This window comes from Morganella sp. TYF_1, from assembly GCF_043105645.1.
GTDB classification, from domain to species: Bacteria; Pseudomonadota; Gammaproteobacteria; order Enterobacterales; family Enterobacteriaceae; genus Morganella; species Morganella morganii_B.
Genome location: NZ_JBICLU010000015.1, coordinates 107,381 through 127,671 on the forward strand (window position 1 = coordinate 107,381; position 20,291 = coordinate 127,671).

Annotated in this window: 28 protein-coding genes; 27 read left to right on the forward strand and 1 reads right to left on the reverse strand. The window is 52.8% G+C overall.

Annotated features, from left to right (window positions below; translation table 11 throughout):
• The first annotated feature begins 5 nt into the window (after positions 1-5).
• From ACF8OF_RS05810 to ACF8OF_RS05940, 27 genes are all read left to right on the forward strand, one after another.
• Complete coding sequence (locus ACF8OF_RS05810) at positions 6-254, forward strand: EscE/YscE/SsaE family type III secretion system needle protein co-chaperone (RefSeq protein WP_392495998.1); 249 nt, start codon at positions 6-8, stop codon at positions 252-254.
• Positions 235-546 carry a hypothetical protein gene (locus ACF8OF_RS05815; RefSeq protein WP_392495999.1) on the forward strand — a complete coding sequence of 104 codons (312 nt, stop codon included), beginning with the start codon at positions 235-237 and terminating at the stop codon, positions 544-546. The genes ACF8OF_RS05810 and ACF8OF_RS05815 overlap by 20 nt, the downstream gene beginning before the upstream one ends.
• Complete coding sequence (locus ACF8OF_RS05820; protein WP_392496000.1) at positions 543-1,142, forward strand: secretion protein; 600 nt, start codon at positions 543-545, stop codon at positions 1,140-1,142. Before ACF8OF_RS05815 ends, ACF8OF_RS05820 begins: the two co-directional genes overlap by 4 nt.
• Positions 1,143-1,144: 2 nt before the next feature.
• The gene (gene sscA, locus ACF8OF_RS05825; protein ID WP_392496276.1) at positions 1,145-1,651 is read left to right on the forward strand and encodes a CesD/SycD/LcrH family type III secretion system chaperone SscA; all 507 of its coding nucleotides are present in this window, start codon (positions 1,145-1,147) and stop codon (positions 1,649-1,651) included.
• Positions 1,632-3,107, forward strand: coding sequence for a type III secretion system translocon subunit SctE (gene sctE, locus ACF8OF_RS05830; protein WP_392496001.1), 1,476 nt, complete (start codon positions 1,632-1,634; stop codon positions 3,105-3,107). The genes sscA and sctE overlap by 20 nt, the downstream gene beginning before the upstream one ends.
• A 9-nt stretch (positions 3,108-3,116) precedes the next feature.
• On the forward strand, positions 3,117-3,770 hold the full coding sequence (locus tag ACF8OF_RS05835) for a type III secretion system effector protein (protein ID WP_392496003.1): 654 nt from the start codon (positions 3,117-3,119) through the stop codon (positions 3,768-3,770).
• A 17-nt stretch (positions 3,771-3,787) separates the two neighbouring features.
• Positions 3,788-4,219: a secreted effector protein gene (locus ACF8OF_RS05840; RefSeq protein WP_392496004.1), complete on the forward strand. Its 432-nt coding sequence runs from the start codon at positions 3,788-3,790 to the stop codon at positions 4,217-4,219.
• 17 nt (positions 4,220-4,236) lie between these two features.
• Positions 4,237-4,671, forward strand: a complete 435-nt coding sequence (locus ACF8OF_RS05845) for a SycD/LcrH family type III secretion system chaperone (RefSeq protein WP_392496006.1) — start codon at positions 4,237-4,239, stop codon at positions 4,669-4,671.
• Positions 4,672-4,701: 30 nt separating this feature from the next.
• Positions 4,702-5,508 carry a hypothetical protein gene (locus ACF8OF_RS05850; protein WP_392496008.1) on the forward strand — a complete coding sequence of 269 codons (807 nt, stop codon included), beginning with the start codon at positions 4,702-4,704 and terminating at the stop codon, positions 5,506-5,508.
• The gene (locus ACF8OF_RS05855) at positions 5,505-6,257 is read left to right on the forward strand and encodes a pathogenicity island 2 effector protein SseG (RefSeq protein WP_392496010.1); all 753 of its coding nucleotides are present in this window, start codon (positions 5,505-5,507) and stop codon (positions 6,255-6,257) included. The genes ACF8OF_RS05850 and ACF8OF_RS05855 overlap by 4 nt, the downstream gene beginning before the upstream one ends.
• Positions 6,258-6,313: 56 nt before the next feature.
• On the forward strand, positions 6,314-6,529 hold the full coding sequence (sctF, locus tag ACF8OF_RS05860; protein ID WP_262860302.1) for a type III secretion system needle filament subunit SctF: 216 nt from the start codon (positions 6,314-6,316) through the stop codon (positions 6,527-6,529).
• A 26-nt stretch (positions 6,530-6,555) separates the two neighbouring features.
• Positions 6,556-6,777 (forward strand): EscG/YscG/SsaH family type III secretion system needle protein co-chaperone, encoded by a 222-nt coding sequence (locus ACF8OF_RS05865; RefSeq protein WP_279797674.1) that lies wholly within the window; start codon positions 6,556-6,558, stop codon positions 6,775-6,777.
• Positions 6,778-6,789: 12 nt separating this feature from the next.
• Positions 6,790-7,065, forward strand: a complete 276-nt coding sequence (sctI, locus tag ACF8OF_RS05870) for a type III secretion system inner rod subunit SctI (protein WP_262860300.1) — start codon at positions 6,790-6,792, stop codon at positions 7,063-7,065.
• On the forward strand, positions 7,062-7,781 hold the full coding sequence (ssaJ, locus tag ACF8OF_RS05875) for an EscJ/YscJ/HrcJ family type III secretion inner membrane ring protein SsaJ (RefSeq protein ID WP_354621329.1): 720 nt from the start codon (positions 7,062-7,064) through the stop codon (positions 7,779-7,781). The genes sctI and ssaJ overlap by 4 nt, the downstream gene beginning before the upstream one ends.
• Positions 7,682-8,368 (forward strand): type III secretion system domain-containing protein, encoded by a 687-nt coding sequence (locus ACF8OF_RS05880; protein WP_392496012.1) that lies wholly within the window; start codon positions 7,682-7,684, stop codon positions 8,366-8,368. The genes ssaJ and ACF8OF_RS05880 overlap by 100 nt, the downstream gene beginning before the upstream one ends.
• Positions 8,350-9,024, forward strand: a complete 675-nt coding sequence (gene sctL / locus ACF8OF_RS05885; RefSeq protein WP_392496013.1) for a type III secretion system stator protein SctL — start codon at positions 8,350-8,352, stop codon at positions 9,022-9,024. The genes ACF8OF_RS05880 and sctL overlap by 19 nt, the downstream gene beginning before the upstream one ends.
• A 721-nt stretch (positions 9,025-9,745) precedes the next feature.
• Positions 9,746-9,988, forward strand: a complete 243-nt coding sequence (locus tag ACF8OF_RS05890; protein WP_392496277.1) for a TyeA family type III secretion system gatekeeper subunit — start codon at positions 9,746-9,748, stop codon at positions 9,986-9,988.
• Positions 9,989-10,043: 55 nt separating this feature from the next.
• On the forward strand, positions 10,044-10,412 hold the full coding sequence (locus ACF8OF_RS05895) for a type III secretion system protein SsaM (RefSeq protein WP_262882171.1): 369 nt from the start codon (positions 10,044-10,046) through the stop codon (positions 10,410-10,412).
• Positions 10,397-12,457 carry an EscV/YscV/HrcV family type III secretion system export apparatus protein gene (locus tag ACF8OF_RS05900; protein ID WP_392496014.1) on the forward strand — a complete coding sequence of 687 codons (2,061 nt, stop codon included), beginning with the start codon at positions 10,397-10,399 and terminating at the stop codon, positions 12,455-12,457. Before ACF8OF_RS05895 ends, ACF8OF_RS05900 begins: the two co-directional genes overlap by 16 nt.
• Positions 12,458-12,464: 7 nt before the next feature.
• Positions 12,465-13,766, forward strand: coding sequence for an EscN/YscN/HrcN family type III secretion system ATPase (locus tag ACF8OF_RS05905; protein ID WP_392496278.1), 1,302 nt, complete (start codon positions 12,465-12,467; stop codon positions 13,764-13,766).
• A 56-nt stretch (positions 13,767-13,822) separates the two neighbouring features.
• Positions 13,823-14,131 (forward strand): hypothetical protein, encoded by a 309-nt coding sequence (locus ACF8OF_RS05910; RefSeq protein WP_392496015.1) that lies wholly within the window; start codon positions 13,823-13,825, stop codon positions 14,129-14,131.
• Complete coding sequence (locus ACF8OF_RS05915; RefSeq protein ID WP_392496016.1) at positions 14,128-14,493, forward strand: Secretion system apparatus protein ssaP; 366 nt, start codon at positions 14,128-14,130, stop codon at positions 14,491-14,493. Before ACF8OF_RS05910 ends, ACF8OF_RS05915 begins: the two co-directional genes overlap by 4 nt.
• Positions 14,474-15,478, forward strand: a complete 1,005-nt coding sequence (locus tag ACF8OF_RS05920) for a YscQ/HrcQ family type III secretion apparatus protein (RefSeq protein ID WP_274370881.1) — start codon at positions 14,474-14,476, stop codon at positions 15,476-15,478. Before ACF8OF_RS05915 ends, ACF8OF_RS05920 begins: the two co-directional genes overlap by 20 nt.
• Positions 15,479-15,537: 59 nt before the next feature.
• A complete protein-coding gene (gene sctR, locus ACF8OF_RS05925) occupies positions 15,538-16,185 on the forward strand; it encodes a type III secretion system export apparatus subunit SctR (protein ID WP_279797690.1) in 648 nt (215 codons plus the stop codon).
• Positions 16,182-16,448 (forward strand): EscS/YscS/HrcS family type III secretion system export apparatus protein, encoded by a 267-nt coding sequence (locus ACF8OF_RS05930; protein ID WP_262860290.1) that lies wholly within the window; start codon positions 16,182-16,184, stop codon positions 16,446-16,448. The genes sctR and ACF8OF_RS05930 overlap by 4 nt, the downstream gene beginning before the upstream one ends.
• Positions 16,448-17,218 carry an EscT/YscT/HrcT family type III secretion system export apparatus protein gene (locus ACF8OF_RS05935; protein WP_392496280.1) on the forward strand — a complete coding sequence of 257 codons (771 nt, stop codon included), beginning with the start codon at positions 16,448-16,450 and terminating at the stop codon, positions 17,216-17,218. Before ACF8OF_RS05930 ends, ACF8OF_RS05935 begins: the two co-directional genes overlap by 1 nt.
• Positions 17,211-18,260, forward strand: coding sequence for an EscU/YscU/HrcU family type III secretion system export apparatus switch protein (locus tag ACF8OF_RS05940; RefSeq protein WP_392496018.1), 1,050 nt, complete (start codon positions 17,211-17,213; stop codon positions 18,258-18,260). The genes ACF8OF_RS05935 and ACF8OF_RS05940 overlap by 8 nt, the downstream gene beginning before the upstream one ends.
• Positions 18,261-18,314: 54 nt before the next feature.
• On the opposite strand, the gene ACF8OF_RS05945 is transcribed toward ACF8OF_RS05940, so the two are convergent.
• Positions 18,315-20,252, reverse strand: coding sequence for an SGNH/GDSL hydrolase family protein (locus ACF8OF_RS05945; protein ID WP_392496019.1), 1,938 nt, complete (start codon positions 20,250-20,252; stop codon positions 18,315-18,317).
• Between the last annotated feature and the right edge of the window lie 39 nt (positions 20,253-20,291).

The following is a 20,291-nucleotide window of genomic DNA, read 5'->3' on the forward strand; positions in this document are numbered from 1 at the left end:
ACACTATGTCAACGCTGACTTATTTAGAAGATAGTGTGCGCGATTCTGTCAGCCTGGCGCAGGACAGATTAAACATATTGCGGGCAGCAAAAATGCGGCTGCAGCAGTCGATGAACGAACCGGTTACCCGGGAACAACATCAGCAGTTCACCTTATTGCTGGAGGCAGTCATTCAGGCTGAAGATATCATCAGGGTGATCGTATATCGCTATCACAATCAACCGGTAAAACCAGATGATGAAAACCAATATTGATGCTGAACTAAAAAGAATGGAGCGGGAATATTCCCGGCTGTGCCGGTTCTATTCAGACTTCAGGAGGCTGAAGCTGGCAGCAGCTGAACTCAGGGAGCGGGCTGCAACTGACCCTGCTGCCGCGAAAAAGCTTAACGACCTGCAGGCTCTGATACCTCTGGGGGCTGAAGAGGTGGGACGCCGGGCTGAGCGGGATATTCAGGTGTTGAACGCAGCCCTGAAGCAACTGCAATCGCGACTTAAACATATTGTTAGCAACCAAACCAATAGTACTGCTGAGGTGAAAATATGAGCGGAAACCTGTCAGTAAATCATCGTATTAATTTTAACACCCCGGGCTTCACAACGCCGGATATTACCTTGGGTACCGGCGATAATAATACCGTTGCGGATAACCCGGATAGTAATAATCCTTTCACCTACGCCTTATCGGTCCTCGATAATTTGCGATTGGCTTTACAAAAAATAGCTAATGCACTTTTTGCCAGGATAAATACCAGCGCCGATCGTGCGCGCAATACTCAGGATATGGCTAACCGAATGGATGAAGTTATTGCCGACGCTGCAAAAGGTGATGATAAAACCCGTAAACCGGTCCCCGATGAGGTCATCAAATATATGCACGATAACGGCATTCTCGTCGATGGTATGACGATTGATGACTACATCAGTAAGCATCGGGATACAGATGGCCTCGATAAGGGATCGCTGCAGGCGGTCAAAGCGGCTCTTGATAACAGTGCGAACCGCGATACCGACCTGATGACCCAGGAACAACTCAAAATTCAGAAAATATCTCAGGAGATCAATGCCGTTATCACCCAGTCAGCCGGAGCAAACAATAAACTGGGTGACTTACTCAGCATGATTGCGCAGAAGATGTACTGATGATGAAAACGGACGTCCCGGAGTCAGATATCGTGCTGCGTTTTTTTCAGCAGGGCGGCGCGTTGCGGATGCTTTTTGCTGAGGATATCAGTGCAGATTTGGATATTTTGCAGCGTTATGCGCGGCAACTGGCAAGCGCAGGGGAGTACGGTGCGGCGGCCCGGATCTTTAAGATTCTGACCATCTGCGATGCGTGGTCTTTTGAATACTGGTTTGAACTGGGCGCCTGTTGCCGGGCGGGGGCAGCCTGGAGTGATGCCATCTATGCTTACGGACGTGCCGCAAAAATAAGAGTATCAGAGGCGAAGGTACCCTGTGCCGCAGGGGAGTGTTATCTCGCCTGCGGTAATCTGCCGATGGCGGCCAAAGCCTTTCGGGCCGCATTGCTGGTATGTGGTGCAGAGCATCAGGGAGGTAACCATGAAAACAGGGAAGTGGCGGATATACGCCGGCGCGCACGCGCCGGCCTGAGCAAAACAGGAGAAGATAATGAACCGGATGCAAATTAACGGTACCCCGTTCGCCGGTGATGTGTTTTTCCGCCGGCCTCTCACCGCCCGGGTTCAGCCAGCCCGGATAGCCAGCGGAGCATTAGGCGAACACTTTTGTGCTCCGGCGCAATTTGCTGACGAAGATGAGGGTGTAAAACGCCGGGGATATGTCAGTCAGCAGGAGGCAGATAAGGCGTTACGCAAGCTTATGGGCATTCAGTCTGAAGGTGACGGTACACGGTGTGCTACGGTGCGCGATGTGCTGGAAATGGATCCCATGATGTTATCTCTGATGATGACGCAGTTAGTGCTGAAAGCTTGCGGGAACAGTGCCGATGCCCTGTGCAGGCAGCTCGAACATATGAGTGAGGTTCAGGCTGTACTGCGTGATAAACAGGTTGCGGAATACCAGGAGCAAATCAATAAAGCGGTTGAACAGGCTGAGCAGGTGCGTAAAGCCGGGATCGTCAACGCGGTTTTTGACTGGATAATCGGCGGCGCTGAGGCCGTGATCGGTGTACTGAAGATGGTTGAAGGTATTTTAACGGCTGATCCGCTGGCGATTACCGATGGTGCAGCGTATTTCTCGGCCGGGATGGCCGGCATGGTTAAAGCGGGCGCAGAGACCGCGGAGGCGCTCGGGGCTGATAAGTCGGTTTGCGATGACATCATCAATGCAGCAGGGACAGGGCAAATGGTTTGTGAAGGAGTAGCGCTGACGCTGGATATTTTTCAGATCTGCCGTGGTATCAGCGCCGTCCGCGCTATCACCAAAGCCACTGAAGAGGTTCTGGATACGGGCGCAGGTAAAGCGCTCACCGATGCCATTGTCAAAGGTACAGAGAGTGAGCTGAAGACACTGGCAGAGAAAGCCGGGCAGGAAGTCAGCCGGATGGTAAGTAAAGACGCCGGCATGGCGCTTGAGTGCGGGATGGCTGAGGTGGGTGAGATAGCGGCAGAAACTGCCGCTCATGAGCTGGAGGCCGGATCGGACATGGTACGCAGCATCAGTAAAAGTTTTACCCGCAAAGGTATCGGGACGCTGGTGGAAACCGCTATCGAAGGCGCCGGTAAGGATCTGCTGAAAAAAAGTGAAGAGGTGGTGGCGAAAAAACTTCGCGCTGCCATTTTAAAAAATCTGCGCTGGAGCATAGTGAAAACGGTTGTTATTGATTGCACGCGTAATCCTATGTTTTTAATTAGAAGTATTACTATTTTTACCAGTGGTGCGAATAAAATTTCGGCCTCTGCTATAGCCCTCGCCAGTGCAAAACTGCAAAGAGATATTGATCACCTGATGGTACAGCAGGGCTATATCGATTTTATGCAGAACTGGACAGAAGACCGCAAGAAAACGCAGCAAAAGGGGCTCGAACAAACGTATCAGAATAGCATAAATACCCTGAGAATTTGCTCAGAAATTATCGATAACAGTGGCACTGTGCTGGCAAATATTGCCGGACAACGGGCCTGAGGAGGAGGTATGTGCAGAGTGGTTTTTCCTGAAGATTCTTTTGTATCTCATAATATTAATTCGGGTGTTGAGAGGGGCTGTAATCCCGTAAATCAGCCGTTGTTTGTTAATGGCAGCGTTAATGTTCAGGGCAGCAGCGAAGGAACGTCCTATATAACCGATTTTTTTGCTGGCATCAATGAAAAGCTTATCAGGATGATGATGCTGATAAATAAACTGCGCGACACGCTGCAGCTTATTAACCAAAAGAAACAGGCCCTGGGCTGGGGGCTTGAAGTCAACGCTATGCAGCAAAATGTTAAAGCCATTGTAAGTAGCTTTTGTGCCGCGGTGCGCGGGGCGGTTGGCGGCATTATTGGCGGCGTGATGATGGTCGTTGGCGCAGCTGTGGGCGTCTCTCGCGGTGAGGTCTGGACGATGATAGGTAACGCTGTGGGGCAGATGGCCAACAATGCTGGTGCCTTGGCTTCCGCAAGTAAAACCCGCGAAGCGGATCAGGAGAAAGCCATTGGAGGGCTGCAGAATCAGGGCGCGCAGTCATATGTCAAAACACAGGATGATTCGTTGGTAAAGGGCAATGAAATCAACAAACACTCGATAGATTTTAACAGCAATATAGTGGAGCAGGAGGGCCAGATGTTGCGCGCACTTTTTCGCTATTAAACGCCGGAGGATATCGTATGGATGAAATAGCGCGGCTGCTGCGTAAAGAGGGACTGATTCCGTGCGCTGCCTGTCTGCCCGGCTGCGGGTTGCTGCTCGGGGAGCAGGTGGAGTGGTATCCCTACCGTCTCGTTTATCGCGCCGATAAAGATACGTTGATCCTGTGCAGTCTTCATCGCGTGCCGGACAGCCAGCCGTTGCCTTCATCGCTGATGGCGCTCCGGAGGATCCTCCGGAGCCTGTTTCAGCAGGTCCCGTGGCTGAGTGCCGTCAGAATGCTGGTGATAACCGCGGTATGGGATCGCCGGCTGGCGATACAGCGCCATAAACTGGTGCGGTTGTTGTACAGGCTGGGGGCGGTCAGGGTATTTCACAATGGCGAGAGCTGGCTGGAAATAACCGCCGGTATACTGTGTAACCATGGAAAGCAACGTTCATCCCGCTATTGAATGAGTTGGAGAAGAATATGGAACCGACATCTCTTGAGCAGACACTGTGGGACGATCCGGTTATCAAAAAAGCGTTGGCGCTTTCCCCGGATGACGTTTATGCCGACGGTTATGCCGCCTGGCAGCAGCAGGATTACGACTGTGCGCTGGTGAATTTTTCCTGGCTGGTGATGATTCAGCCCTGGAGCTGGCGGGCACATATTGCGCTTGCCGGCGTGCTGATGATGCAAAAGGAATATGCGCAGGCGATGAACTACTACGGCTACGCACTGATGCTGGACGCCTGCCATCCCGAGCCGGTGTATCAGATAGCCGTATGTCTGAAAGCGATGGGGGAATTGTCTGAAGCCAGAGTCGCGCTGCAGACAGCGCTGACGATGAGCTACGAAGATCCTTCTTACAGTACCGTGCGCGCCAGTGCAGAACAGATGCTGAGTCAGCTTCTGGCATAGCGTGACCGGATGAACCGATGGAGAATAGCCATGTCAAGAGTAACCAATTATTCCCGTCTGCCTTCACTGACAAAGGCTTACAGTAAGGATCACGGGGGCAGAGATGCTGAAATTACCCCTCCGGTATTGCTTCCGCCCGGTGCGGTGCTGCCGGTTCCCGCTATGTCGCTGAGTAAGGAAAACCTGCTGAAGCGACAGGCTTATAACGGGTATCTTAATCAGCATCTGGTGCGTTTTGCCGCGTCCGGTTCCGCTTTCCTGGTATCGTTAGTCGCGTCGGTAATTTCCGGCGGCGCCGGGATCCCTCTTGCCGTTGTGACCGGTACCGCCATGATTATTGCGGCAGGGGATGCCTGTTGTGCGCTGTATAACCTGATTCAGGTGAGAAATGACCGCGAACCGCTGAAAACAGGAAATGATTCTATTGTGCTGGCGACAAAGAAACTGATGACGTCCTTCGGTATGAGCGACTCACATGCGGAAGTCACAGGTGATATCGCTTCTTTCACACTTCGCGTTGGCATCTCAGCCTCCCTTCTCTTTTTACCCTTTGCGCATCTGCCGGAAAGCGCCGACTTTACGCTCTCCTGTACTTCGTCGGCTATCTCGGCGGTGCTCATCATCTTGGGTGGCGGGATTAACACATACACCGCACGGATTGAGCGGATGTTGGGTAATCTTGTGGTATCAGCCACTACGGTGCCTGCCACCGGAGATGATGATGATGAGATCGACAGACTCAGTCAGGAAAAAATCCAGAGGATGGTTAAGCAGCTGGTCGCCGCCTATGAATATTCCCGGGCAGAGCTGAACGCCCCCGCAGGCAGTCCGGCATGATAGATGCAGATATCACGCGCACCGGCCATGAAGTGGTGGTCAGTGCAGAGATGCAACAAATAATAAAGGAGATGGTTGCAGGGCTGTCGATTCCGGTTTTGCCCGCCCCCCTGCATGATGCAGGTCATAAGGAGGCGAAAGATACCTGCAGGCAGGGGCAGAAGAGGATGCTCGCCAGACTGACTGAACGGGCGGCAGGCATAATTCCCGCGGAGCTTTTTAGCTGGCAGAGTGTTGTGCTGGGAGGACAGCTTTTTTGCTGTGGTGCGGCGATAGCGCTGGCGGTAGCCGGCGGTGGCGCGGTATCACTGCTGCTGTTCGCCGGGATTGGCCTGTCCATCGCCATTGCTGATATCGCCTGTCTGATTTATCAGCGCAAACATACCTTGCCGATGGGGCACGACAGTATCGCTAACGCGGTGTATTTCATTGCTCACCGTTTTTATGATGTGAATAAGAGCAAAAATATCGGCGAAAGCGTGTCGTTTGGGGCACGTGCGCTGCTCACGGCGGCGGTCATGGGGCAGCCGTTTATGATGACTTCTGTCGGCCTGAGCTACCCGTACTTTCGTCTGATGGACAATGCCACCCGGGGCGCACTGGTATTTTTGCGCTACGGGGCTGCAGGCTGTCCCGTAACAGGGCAGCGGGCGAGCATCCCTTTTTTTCGCTTACTGAATCGTCTGTTTCCGCCAGCGGACAATCCTGCAGAATCTGTTGTTACTTTCAGGTCATCACCTGATAGGTAACCGCGCCGCAGCGGTCATAATTAACTGTGTAACAACTCATATAACCGGAGGCAGCAATGAATGTTGAGCAACTTGTTGACAACTTATCGCGCCTGGCACATCAGGCCGGACAGGCGATTGAGGACAAAATGAACGCACAGGACATCTCTAATCCGGAAGCCATGCTCAAAGCCCAGTTTGCCGTACAGCAGTACTCCACTTTTATTAACTATGAGAGTGCGATGCTCAAAACCATCAAAGATATGCTCAGTGGCATTATCGCCAAAATATGATGCTGACAGAGAAGGAGAGGCAACTGGTGGTAGAAGCGGCCTTTGCCGGGATAAACCATGGTCTGCAACGACAAGTCCGGGGCATTCTGCCGGTGCTGCCGTTGCTGGTTGAGGATACCAGCCTGCAGGCGCTGTGCCGCGCAGTGCTGCTGGCCGGTCTGAATGAATCCGTTCAGGCGCACCGGGCGCTTGCAGACGTTGCCCCTCCGGAGGCTGAAGCTGTAAAAACCTGGCTTAAAAAAGCTTAACAGGAGTAACTGATGAGTGTGATTAACAGTGTAACCGCGGTAAACGCCGCCACGATGAGCGCTGCGCCACCGGCAACTGCCGTGTCTGCGCCGGATAACGGGCAGATTGCCGCCTTCAATAATTTACTGTTTGCCGGTACGCCGCAGGGGAATGCGGGTAGTCTGACCCCCTCTCAGATGCTTGTGCAACAGGCCACAATACTCGGGACGACCGTGAGCGTGGACCTGGGCGCTAAGGTGGCGGGTGCGGTTTCCCAGTCGGTTAATAAACTGGCCAATATGACATGAAGTATTCGCGTCTGGCTGTGGTCATCGGATTGGTGTTGCTGTTGGCGGGTTGCCGCGTGGAGCTCTACAGCGAACTGCACGAGGAGGATGCGAATCAGATGCTGGCGATCCTCATGCAGCACCATATCGATGCCGATAAGCAGCCCGGAACCGGGGGCGTTACGCTGCGGGTGGAACAATCGCAGTTTATCAATGCCGTTGAACTGCTGCGCCTGAATGGTTTCCCCCGGCGCAGCTACGTTTCCGCTGAAACCATGTTTCCCCCGAATCAGCTGGTGGTATCACCCGCTGAGGAGCAGCAAAAAATTGTTTTCCTCAACGAGCAGAGAATTGAGCGGATGCTGAGTCAGATGGACGGCGTCATCCACGCCGGTGTGACCATTGCCTATGACAGTGCAAACGATGACAGGTCCGCCGGAACGGCTTCCGTGGCGGTATTTATCAAGTATTCACCTCAGATTAACCTTGAAATGTTCCGGGTGCAGATAAGCAACCTGGTTGAAAAATCGATCCCCGGTGTGCAGAAAGAAAATATCAGCATTCTGATGCAGCCGGCCGAATTTCGTATGCAAAGTGCGGATAACGCACCGGCAGAAACTCAGTGGAGGACAATCGCATGGATAAACCGGCACCGATGGATCCTGGTACCTTCGTTTCTGGTGGCAGTGCTGCTGTTGATTTCCCTGATGCTGATAGTCTGGCGCAAAAAAATATAGCCTGCCGCAGACCTGATGAAGCCCTGCTGCGGATGCACCGTTATCTCCGGACACCCGCGCGTTATGCTCATCCCCGCTGGCTGACACTGCTTGGTTTTACGTCTGAAGCGACATGGTACTACGGCGCTAACCCTCCGCTCGACCGTTGTCTGAACAGAGCATTGCGGGCACGAAGAGGGACACCACCTCTGCCCGTCATGCTCAGCTCCCGGCAACAGCGGATGGTTCAGCTTGCACCCCGCCTTCAGGCCTTTGCACTGGCTGCGGGGTTGCTGGTGCTGGACTGCAACGACTATTTTCTGCTGCCGGACTACCGGCGGAAGTTATTGCATTTGCTTGATGACGGGCTTATCCGGCAACTGTTCGGACTTTGCCGAGGCCGCAACCGTGCTCTGCTTTCACCGGCACAATTGGCGGAAGTTGCATTGCAGCTGGGGACTGCCGTACTCAGCCGCGCCGGGCGGGGCGATCCCGTACTGCATGCGCTGCTGATTACGCTTGCACCCTGCGAACGTGCGTTATGGATGCCGGTACCGGCACCGGCGATGAATTTTCTGGAGCGAACGTTATGTACCGGGTTCCGCTGATTGAACTGACCGTACCACTGCCGGCAGGACGGATTATCCCGGCAGGAGAGCTGACGGAGTTACTGCAACAGGCCGCTGGTGTGCGCCATGCGGATCTTGAGGCAAAAGGGATTATCAATGCGGCCCGGCGTAAAGCAGAGAGGATCCTGCTGGAAGCGAAGAAAAACTGCCGCGAAACGGAAGCCTCCCGGCGTCGTGAGTTCCGCGCATGGCAACGCGATACGCTCAGGCGTCTGGAAGCCCGCTGGCTGCGAAAGCACGTCATCCGCCTGGTGCGTGATGAAGCCCTGGAACAGGCATTGGTCAGCGCGGTATCGGACAGGATCCATCACTGTATTGAACAGGTATTGAGCGCATGGTTCGGGCAGCAGCCTCCGGATAAAACGCTGTGCGCCCGGCTCGCTTTACAGGCAGAACAGATGGCGGGTGAAGGGGTTTTAACCCTGCAGTGCCATCCTGATCTTCAGCAGAGTATAAAGGAGGCGTTCGGCTCACGCTTTGTGCTGCTCGCGGCACCTGAGCTTCCCCCGGATAGTGTGGTTTTGGCATCGTCACAGCTGTCGGTGACATTTTCGCCCGAAGGCCATTTTCAGCAATTGCTGCAGTGGTTGCGTCCGTCTGGTGCTGATACAGGGGATGAAAATGAAAGCCTCTGAGATAGCTGCGCTGCAGAACCATGACGCCGGCCCCCGGGAACCGGGGGGGGTGAAAGACGCGCCATCGCCGATGGCGCAGGCGCTCATTGAGCTTGAAGAAACGTTAGGGTGTGCGCTGACAGAAACGCTCGAGGATATGGGCATGTCGCTGAGCGGACAGCTCAAAGATTTTCAGCGGGCAGAATGCAGGGACAGGCAGAAACAACGACTGGACGCTTTGTTACGGATGGTACAGCGGATGCAGGAGCAGGCAGGCGGTATACCTGCTCAGCTGACACAATATTCGGATTCGCTCCCCGGTCAGCAGCTGTTAGGTATTGCGGCGTTACTGCTCGCTGAAAAAGCAGACAGAAAAAAACGTAAAGCACTCAGCGACAAACTTGCTGAACTGATGAGTCAGCAGGGCTGGGAGATATCACTGTTTGGCATGCTGGAGCTGGGGCAGGTGAGTAAAGGCACGCTGGCGCAAATCAATCGTTTATTCCAGCAGGCAATGGATGAAGAGGTTGCCTCACTGGCTGCATGGTTTCAGCGCATTATGGACTGGCCGGATCGCCGGCGGCGGGTGAAAGTGTTGCTGCGGATGATGGTGTTTGAGCTTTCTGCCTGCGTTGCCGGTTCTCAGCAGCAACGGCTGGCGGCGGTACTGGTACGCTTACGCCGCGTATTGTTGTTTTTAGGGCTTGAACAGGAGTGTCTGCGAATCGAATCCGTGTGCGGGATGACTCAGGGAACGCTGCTTCCGTTGCTTGTTGAGATGACGAATGAAAGCTGGTTATTTGATGAATGGCTCGCGCCGCGTCTGGCGCAGTGTACTGCATCTGTGCGTTTATACAACCGGCTTTTGCAACATCTGGATGGGTTATTCTCGCTGATGCCCGAACCCTGTTTTAACGATGAGGATCAGCGTGAACAAATTCTCGGCGTACTGCGCAGTATGAAGGGAGATGGGGTTATCACCTGATTACCTGTGTGTGTCTTATCTGGAACTCTGTAGCTCTACGCAAGCGGGAGGTTGTATGGAGTTAGACAGGGTGACAGAGCTTAATATTTTGCTGTTTATACAGTTAGCCGGACTTCCGGTGCGGCAGGCCACCGCCGGCATGTACTGGCAGGGTGAGAAATTTCAAACCTGGATTAGCTGGCAAAATGACCGGATCCACATCAGCCAGTGTATGCCGCTGGCCCCCTTTGATGACAACCTGCTGCCGCTGGCTCTCCGGCGCTGGCAGCCTGCTGATTTTGCCGGTATTCCGCAGCGTATTTTTCAGCTGCGCGGCGGGCTGGCGATGAGTTGTTGTCCTGCAGCCGATAGCACGGCGGAACTGTGGCTGCGGGTACATCGCTGCCAGCAGGCTTTTCTGGAGTCGCTATGCAAATCTCAATGATAAAAAGCAGGGGTATACAGGGCCTGCAAAAAGTGCTTGCTGTTTGCGCCGGGCGTCAGGACATCATTCTGGCAGTGGTGATGCTGATTGCTATCGTCATGATGATCCTGCCGTTGCCGGTATTCATGGTGGATATACTGATCGCCGTTAATATCGCTTTTTCGATTATTTTGCTGCTGATTGCCATCTATATTAATGATCCGCTGGATCTGTCGGTTTTCCCTTCTTTGCTGCTGATTACCACGTTGTACCGTCTGTCATTGACCATCAGCACCTCACGGCTGGTTTTGCTGCAGCATGATGCAGGCAATATTGTGGACGCGTTCGGTCACTTTGTGGTGGGGGGGAACCTGACAGTAGGGCTGGTTATTTTTACGATAATCACCATTATTCAGTTTATCGTTATTACTAAAGGAACCGAGCGCGTGGCTGAAGTCAGTGCCCGCTTCTCGCTTGACGGGATGCCCGGAAAGCAGATGAGTATTGACGGCGATATGCGGGCCGGGGTGATTGATGCTGTTCAGGCACAGCAGTTACGTCAGCAGGTTCAGCAGGAGAGCCGCTTTCTTGGCGCTATGGATGGTGCCATGAAGTTTGTTAAAGGCGATGCAATCGCCGGCATCATTGTGATTCTGGTCAATATTATCGGCGGCATCATTATCGCGGTAGTACAGTACGGTATGCCGCTGAGTGATGCCATACAAACATACAGCGTGTTGTCTGTTGGTGACGGGCTGTGCGGACAGATCCCTTCGCTGCTTATCTCGCTGAGCGCCGGTATCATTGTTACCCGTGTTCCCGGGGAGAAGAAACAGAACCTTGCCAGTGAATTAACCACTCAGCTTGGCCGGCAGCCGCAGGCACTGATGCTTACGGCGGCTATCCTGACTTTATTCGCTCTGATCCCCGGTTTTCCCTTTCTGGACTTTTTTATCCCGGCGATGTTCACCGCACTGCCGTTCTTTTTATTCCGGCGTCGTGCCGGGCATTCACAACACGATGTATCGCCGGGAGGGGAGATGAGCGAAGACCGGATGCAGCCGGGAGCCAGGCCGTTAACGCTGTGCGTGATGCCATCGCTTATCAGCGATACGCTGGCCCGGGATATTGATGCCTTACGCCGGATGCTTTTCGAAGAGTACGGTGTGCCGCTGCCGGAAATCACGATCATGGCGGATCACGGGGACGGCGTGCAGGGGATGTCGGTACTGCTTTACCAGGAGCCGGTTTTTTCATTATCCATTCCCGGGAACGCGTGTCTGCTGCCGGAGCCGGGTAACTATCCGGGCTGCGAAGTACAGCAATTGCCTGACGGAATGGGAAGCATCGGCTGGCTGGATCCGGCGGCTGAGAAAAAAGCGCAGGCCATGGGGCTCACGGTTGCCGGGGGAAATCAACGCATCACAGCATTACTGCGTCAGGTATTGCTGCGTCACATGGCCGAGTTTATCGGCGTGCAGGAGGCGCGCTATCTGATGGATGCTATGGAGAAACGCTATTCGGAGCTGGTTAAAGAGCTTCAGCGGCAACTGCCGATAAGCAAGATTACGGAAACACTCCAAAGGTTAGTGGCGGAAGGTATCTCGATCCGCGATTTACGTGCAGTTTTTGGCGCCCTGATTGAATGGGCGCCGCGTGAAAAAGATGTACTGATGCTGACCGAATATGTGCGCATGGCGCTGCGCCGGCATATTTTGCACAGACTGCAACCGGATGGCGGGGCACTGCGCGTACTGCGGGTGGGAGAGGGGATCGAAAACCTGATACGTGAGTCTGTCCGTCAGACCTCGGTGGGGACCTATGCGGCGCTGAGCCCCGGACAGAGTGCGCGTATTCTGAGTTTAATTCAGGAGGCACTGGATGAGCACGGTGATCTGAACATTGTCATCTCCGTTGATGCGCGCCGCTTTCTGCGCAAAATAACGGAAACGAGACTATTTCATGTTCCCGTGCTCTCCTGGCAGGAGTTGGGGGAAAACTGTACGGTGCAGGTTGTGCATAGTATCGACTTTATGCAACAGGAGTTTGCCGATGACGAAGATTAACGCAGAAATGCTGACCGCCCTCGAAAAATCACTGACACCGCTGCGGGATGTACCACAAGGTTATCTCAGGACCGGCCGGTTACTGCACGTTGGTGCAACGCTGATCAAAGCTTACCTGCCGGGGGTTTTTATGGGGGAGGTGTGTTGTCTGCTGCCGGAAGGCGGGCTGGCGGAAGTCGTGGGTATCGACGGTTCAACAGTGCAGCTTTCACCCTTTGCCAGTACGGCTGGTCTGCATTACGGGCAGCAGGTGCGTTCCCTGGGACGGCGGCATCGTGTTCCGGTCGGGGAGGATCTCTTAGGGCGGGTACTGGACGGTATGGGATTGCCTCTTGATGACGGCCCTGCTCCGCAGGGTCCCTGGCGGGATTACGATGCGCCGCCGCCGTCGGCGCTGCTGCGCCGGATGATTGATAAACCGATGTTTACCGGGATCCGTGCCATTGACGGTCTTCTGACGTGTGGTGAAGGACAGCGTGTGGGGATTTTTGCCGCAGCGGGGGTAGGGAAAAGCACGCTGATGTCGATGCTGTGCCGCAGCCCTGACAGCGACATTAACGTATTGGTGCTCATCGGTGAACGTGGCCGGGAAGTCCGTGAGTTCATTGAGAAAACGCTGGAGGAAGAGACCCGGCAGCGCTGCGTGATAGTGGTTTCAACATCTGACCGGCCCGCGCTTGAGCGTATGAGGGCGTTGTCGGTGGCGACCACGATCGCCGAAGCGTTTCGCGATCGCGGTAAGAGAGTCATGTTGTTTGCCGATTCGTTAACCCGCTTTGCCCGCGCCGCCCGTGAAATAGCGCTCGCCGGTGGTGAGGTTGCGGTTTCCGGCAGTTATCCGCCGGGCGTTTTTGCGGCATTACCGAGGCTGCTCGAACGGGCGGGCAGAAGCACTCTTGGCAGTATCACTGCATTTTACACCGTACTGGTGGAAAGCGACGATATGAACGAACCGCTGGCAGATGAAGTGAGGTCGTTACTCGATGGCCATATCGTTCTTTCCCGCCGCCTGGCGGAAGCGGCTCACTTTCCTGCTATTGACATTTTAGCCAGCATAAGCCGGCTGATGACGATGGTGGCCGGCGGTGAACATCAGATGCTGGCGAACGCAATCCGGACGTTGTTATCGACGTATCGTGATGTGGAGCTTCTGGTGCGGGTCGGTGAGTTTGTGCGGGGAGAAGACGACCTGGCCGACCTTGCGGTAGACCGTTATGCCGCTATCTGTCACTTCCTTCAACAACAGAGTAATGAACCATGCGATCGCGACGAACTGCTGGCACAAATGCGTTATCTGACAGGCACCTGATGCTGAATTGTTTACTCAGGATAAAAGATCGCCGCGAGGAGAGGCTGCGGCGGCAAATGAAGGAACTGGATCAGCAGCGACAGCAAACGGAGCTGCTGGATTTTCAGTATCAGAGCGGTCGTCACGATCTGATGCAAAAGCTCAATCAACTGCTTCTCTGGTCCGGTACATTGTCTGCGGGCGAACTGATGGAACAGAAACAGATTATGCATGATTTATTTCATGAGGAATACGATCTGGCGCAGCAGCAGCAGCAGCTTGCGGACGAGCAAAAACGGTTGCGGGAGAAAATCAGCGGGTTGCAGCAGATGCTGGTGATCGTGATGAAAAAAAAAAGAAAAACTGAGGAGTCTGCTGAGCAATGAACGTTAACCGGACAGAAGGTTGTCTCTGGCATAACCTGTTGCCTGAACAGGAGAAACGACAATCAACGAAAACCACCGGATTTATTCAGCTGATGGCTCAGGTGGCGGAAATGCCTGACGGCAGCGCGGGAAAAGCGGTGCTAAGGCAAAAAAAACAACGCTACCGGCTGGAGGGAGGCTCTGCGGCGGGACTTATTTGCGAAATTGAAATGCGGGAAGGTATCACCCTGCTGAAAGTTCTGGTGCCCCGGCGTGACTTATACTGCAGGCTGAAGGACTTTTTCACCTGGCTGAATGCCGGGCTGCTGGAGATCGGGCACAACGTTACGCTGGAGGTAGAGTATGATGCAGATCTCTGCTGAAGAAAGCAGCCTTGCCGGGATAGTACAAACAGAAGGGATGGCGTTTGGCGCACTGCATGTTGCGGCTCAGTGCTGGACCGGCAGCCCGGCGGGGCGATTGTTTTCAGTCACAGCAGAAGATACCCCGTGCGGCATCTGGTTAGCTGAAAGTGACTGGCAGCAGTGGTGTGAAGGAACTCTCGGTACCGCGTCAGATCAGGAGGCCGACCCCTGTCTGCTGGCGGGTATTGCGGAATGGGGGTTGTCGCCGCTGTTGCAGGCAAGCGGTGCGACATTACACAACCTGCCGGGAACGCCCGGACATTGCAGCATGCTCAGTCAGTATATTGCGGTCGTATTTGCCTGGCAGGTTGACGGCTATACGTTCCGCTGTGTGCTGTTTGGCTGGCCCGCCACCTGGTTCCGGACCCTTGCTGAGCAGATAAGCCCCTGTATCCGGCCGGTACGTTTATTACCACCGGTGGCGTCCGCCTGTTATGCCGGGTGGTGTCAGGTATCGGTACATGAGATGAAGAGTATCGGTCCAGGGACCGGGTTGCGGATGAATCCTTTTGGCCATCTGCGGGAGGGGGAGTTGGTTGTACTGCCGGTAACGGGAAGTGCGGTACGTATCCGGATAGAGGAGGGAGGAGAAGTGAAAACTGAAGCGCTGATCAATGATATGGAAAGCCTGTTAGCGGAGGACTGCGATCGCGCAGGTACGGCCCCGCCTTTATCGTATCATCTTGATGCCCTGCCACAAAAGCTGCTGGTAGAGGCTGGACAAATTGATATCGATCTTGGCCGGTTGCGGACGCTGCGTGAAGGTGATCTTATTGCGACCGGTGCCAGGCTCTCACCCGACGTGACGTTAAGGCTGAATGGCTGCGTGATAGGTCAGGGAGAACTGATAGCCTGCGGGGACAGTTTTCTGGTGCGAATCACCCAATGGTTTGTGCATCCGTCTGATGATGTGAATACGAATGAGGATACGGTTAACACCTGATGGAGGGTGGGTCATGGTACGGCTATAACTATTTTATAGCCGAATAAACAGGAGATAATATGCCGTTACCTGACTCTCCATGGCAGCTGATAGCACTGCTTTTTTTTCTTTCTCTGCTGCCGCTTGCTATTGTCATGGGAACCTCATTTCTGAAACTGGCAGTGGTGTTTTCTATTTTACGCAATGCGCTGGGTATTCAGCAGGTGCCGCCCAATATGGCACTTTATGGTCTGGCGCTGGTGCTCTCGCTCTTTATCATGGCCCCGACAGCCCTGGAGGTAAAAGCCGGGTGGCATCCTGAGAAGGAAGACGCGACCGTACCCTGGTTACAGGGCTGGGACAGCCGGGCGCTTGACCCTTACCGCCGGTTCCTGCAAAAAAACGCCGATGAAAAAGAGATGCATTATTTTCGTCATCTGATAGCCGGAACCTGGCCGGAAGAGGCACGGCGCCGTATTAAACCGGATTCACTTCTGATCCTGCTGCCTGCCTTTACCGTCAGCCAGTTGTCGCAGGCGTTTCGTATTGGTCTGCTTATCTACCTCCCGTTTCTGGCCATCGATCTGCTGGTATCCAACATTCTGTTGGCGATGGGAATGATGATGGTGTCCCCGATGACTATCTCTCTGCCGTTCAAGTTATTAATTTTTCTGTTGGCCGGCGGCTGGGATTTGATTCTTTCTCAGCTGGTGCAGAGTTTCAGATGACGGATGCCGGCATAACCCACCTCGTCACAGAGCTGCTGTGGCTGGTACTCATGACGTCATTACCGGTGGTGCTGGTCGCGGCAGTGGTCGGCGTGACGGTGAGTCTCCTTCAGGCACTGACCCAGATTCAGGATCAAACGCTGCAGTTTATGATAAAGCTGCTCGCCGTGGTGTTAGTTATTATGGCGACTTATCATTGGATAGGCGGACAGCTTCTCGCCTATACCCGTCAGGTGTTTTTGCAGATAGGAGTGCACGGGTGATGATCTCTCTCAGTGACGGACTGGTCACCTTAACGCTGATGTTAATGAGACCGCTTGGACTGACACTGCTTTTTCCGCTGCTGCAGACCGGTAATCTCGGCTCGGCGCCGATTCGCAATGGCGTGCTTCTGGCGCTGATGCTGCCGGTACTGCCCGTTTTTTATACCCAGCCGGTTACTTACCGGGGATGGGACTGGCTGAGTGAGATCCCGGGAGAGCTGATCATCGGTCTGATGCTGGGATTCTTCGCAGCAATTCCTTTCTGGGCCGTGGATATGGCAGGATTTCTGATTGACACGTTACGCGGTGCTACCATGGCAACCGTGTTCAACCCGGCTCTGTCGGTACAAACATCCATTTTTGGTCTGTTGTTCAGCCAGTTCCTGTGTGTGCTTTTCTTTATTACCGGTGGATTCAGTCAGCTTCTGACTGCGTTGTATGACTCATACCACTATTTACCTCCCGGCAGGACACTGCGTTTCAACGGACCATTTTTACACTTTCTGCTGGCGCAGTGGAGTGTGTTGTACCAGCTGTGCCTGAATTTTTCTCTGCCGGCCGTGTTCTGCATGGTGCTGGCGGATTTGGCGCTCGGATTGCTCAACCGATCCGCACAGCAGCTTAACGTATTCTTTTTATCCATGCCGGTGAAAAGTGTGCTGGCGCTCCTGCTATTGCTGCTCTCATTGTCATACGCCTTCCGCCACTATGCACTGGAGAGTGAATCTCTTTACCGGCATGTGAGTCAGTGGTTAGCCGGTCATGAGTGAAAAAACCGAGAAGCCTACCGCAAAAAAGAAGCGTGACAGCCGTCTGAAGGGACAGGTTATCAAAAGTCCGGAAATAATTTCCGGCATTCAGTTGCTGACGATACTGGCTTTTTTTCATTTTTTTGCCGATGAGGTTATACAGCGGATTGCCGGTCTGATACTGCTGGCTTCACGACTCATCAATCAGCCATTTGACTATGCCTTCGGACAGCTGATACAGGCATTACTGCATTCAGGAGGTGTTTTTTTTGCGCTGTTCGGCGGCATGCTGGCGGCGGCAACCATTGCGGGTTTGGTTGCACAGGTCGGTTTTCTGCTTGCCACAAAGGCGATAGGTTTCAAAAGCGATAAAATTAATCCGGTGAATAATTTTAAACAAATTTTTTCCGTACACAGTCTGATGGAATTGTTTAAATCCTGTCTGAAAGTCATTTTGCTATGTTCCGTTTTCATCTTTCTTTTCCACTCTTTTTTGCCGACATTTCAGGCGCTGCCATATTGTGACGCAGGCTGTGCCATCCCGCTTTTCACTGTTATGATCCGCTGGATATGGTATGCCTTGCTGATGTTTTACGTGGTATTGGGCGTTATTGATTATGCCTTTCAGGCACACAACGTGATGAAAAAACAGCGAATGAGTAAGGAGGATATCAAACAGGAGGCTAAAAATACGGAAGGCGACCCGCAGGTGAAAAAACGGCTGCGTGAAGTACAACATGAAATACAAAGCGGCAGCTTAGCGCAGAATATTAAGCGATCCGCCGTTGTTATCCGCAATCCCACGCACATTGCTGTTTGTCTGGGTTATGACCCTGCAGAGACACCGATTCCAACGGTTCTTGAAAAAGGAACAGATGCGCGGGCTGAACATATTGTTGCTTTTGCCACCAGACAGTCTGTTCCTGTGGTGGAGAATATTGCGCTGGCACGGCAGCTGTTTTTCAGTGTTAACACGGGTGATGTGATCCCTGAATCGCTGTTCGAACCCGTTGCCGCGTTGCTGCGCATGGTACTGGAACTTGATTATGATGCTGATGTGTGACCGGCGCAGACAGAGATATTAATCCGGGTAAGCCGCGTCACACAATGAATTCAGCTAATTAAAGTTATTGATGATGAAATTTCCCAATATCGCGGCAAAACACTGATGGACTTCCTGAGTGGGATGAAGCATATCATTATAAATATATCCGGGAGCAATGTTTATAACCGGATCGCGTTCGCCGGGAATATGAATGTAGCCATGCTCATTAAACGGATGTGTGGTGTCATAACCCACCTCGTCCGCTGTTTTTCTGATCGTCTCAAATGCTGAATATGTGTCAAAGTACGAAATTTTTTGTTCTGGATAGCGCTTCTGTAATTCCTCCGTCTTCTCTTTCAAAAGCACATTGTGAGCTATTGTAATATCGTTCATTAACACCGTGTTATGGTGCTGGCCGGCATAAGGTGTGCCGGATAAATCAGGAAGGCCCGGCACAAGAACATTGCCGACGTTACGTTTAAGGAGCTTTTCGAGTTGGTCTGCCTGCTGTTCAACCACGTTTATTACGTTACTTTTGTGTAAAGTCAAATAGTCGTTCGCACCCAGCATACAAATCGCGAGATCGTTGTCAGAAGGCGGGTATAATTTTATTTGCTTATCCAGGTTTGACACAAAATCGCCGATGATATTAAAACAGGAATAGCGGGCAGAGGTGCTCCCTCCTTCCGCATAATTGATTACTTTTTTATTTAAAAATGAAGGTGATGACAGGAACTCATTCCAGACAAACCCGTTGGTAAACCGGCCTTCATAATATTGATGGCGGGAAGGTAACAGGTGATGCGATTTTTTCAGCATCCGGCCATCGGAATCAGAAAGACTGTCGCCAAAAATAATTATTCTGTTTATTTTCTCTAAAGCGTTCTCTTTTACGCACGGATATAATCTGTTTATTTCGGTGGCGAGTCTGAAGGGGGCCTTATCATTTATTAATGGCGGACATATTGATTGCGCGGAGATATTCTTCAGGTGCTCTGCTGTCAGGGAATTAACGTTCACACTCATCCGGGCCTGCCCGTCCCTGAAGTGGGATAGTGTCACATCACATGTCATGTATTCCCATTCGTCCCTGAACGGATCATAGACGGGGAGGCTGACATCAGACCATACTGAAGTGATATCGTCCCCTCTCAGCGTATGGCTTACCGGGGACTCCCCGGGCAACGAGGTGCGGGACATTAATTGCGCTGTTAACACATCAGATACGCCTGATGCATCAAGAATACTCAGCGCGGTAATATTATCTGTCACATGAACGGTTCCCCCGGCGTTGCGGATACCTATAACGACATTATTGGTCAGCGCAGAGAGGAACCCCTGATTGCAGACCGATGCGATATGATAAATATCGGTCTTATCAAGACAATATTCCTCATCCATATACTGAAAAGATAATGAACCTGCGTTACTTTCAGTAAAGTACGCGCCCTGTTTTTCTTTGCGATCAGCTAAAGCCTTCGAGAGGAGAGACAAACTGTCTCCGGTCAGATGATAAGATTTCCCGCTGTGTTCAGCGCAGTAGTCTACTGTTGTTCTGTTGTTGAACCCCCGCCGGTGATCTTTCAGGAATTGTTCGGTTTCTTCCTCTGGTGATGCTTTTTGATAAGAGATGAGATCAGGGGAAATAAACGCATCAGCCTGAATAGTCAGAGGATGTGAATTCAGGCAGGCTGTAATGAGAATATGATAAGGAATGCAGACATCGGTTCTGTGCGGAGAACGCAATACCGCTGTCTTTTTAGCGGGACAGACCGACAGGACTATTCCGTCCGTCAGAACGATGATCTCCTCACTGCCATCCGTCATTGCCCGGTACAGGGGGACTGCCAGTTCTTTGGCAAGGGATTCTGAATGTTGTGAGGAAGTGGGGCGAAGCCCTGTAAACGAGAGAATTAAATCGATTAACCGGGCAACAGGAGACATCTGTTCACGTCTGTTGGATTCAATGAAATCAGATACAGGCTTAAAAGCAGACGGCATAATTTCCATGGCATCATTTTTCCATAGTGAGGGTTTTGACAGGTTATG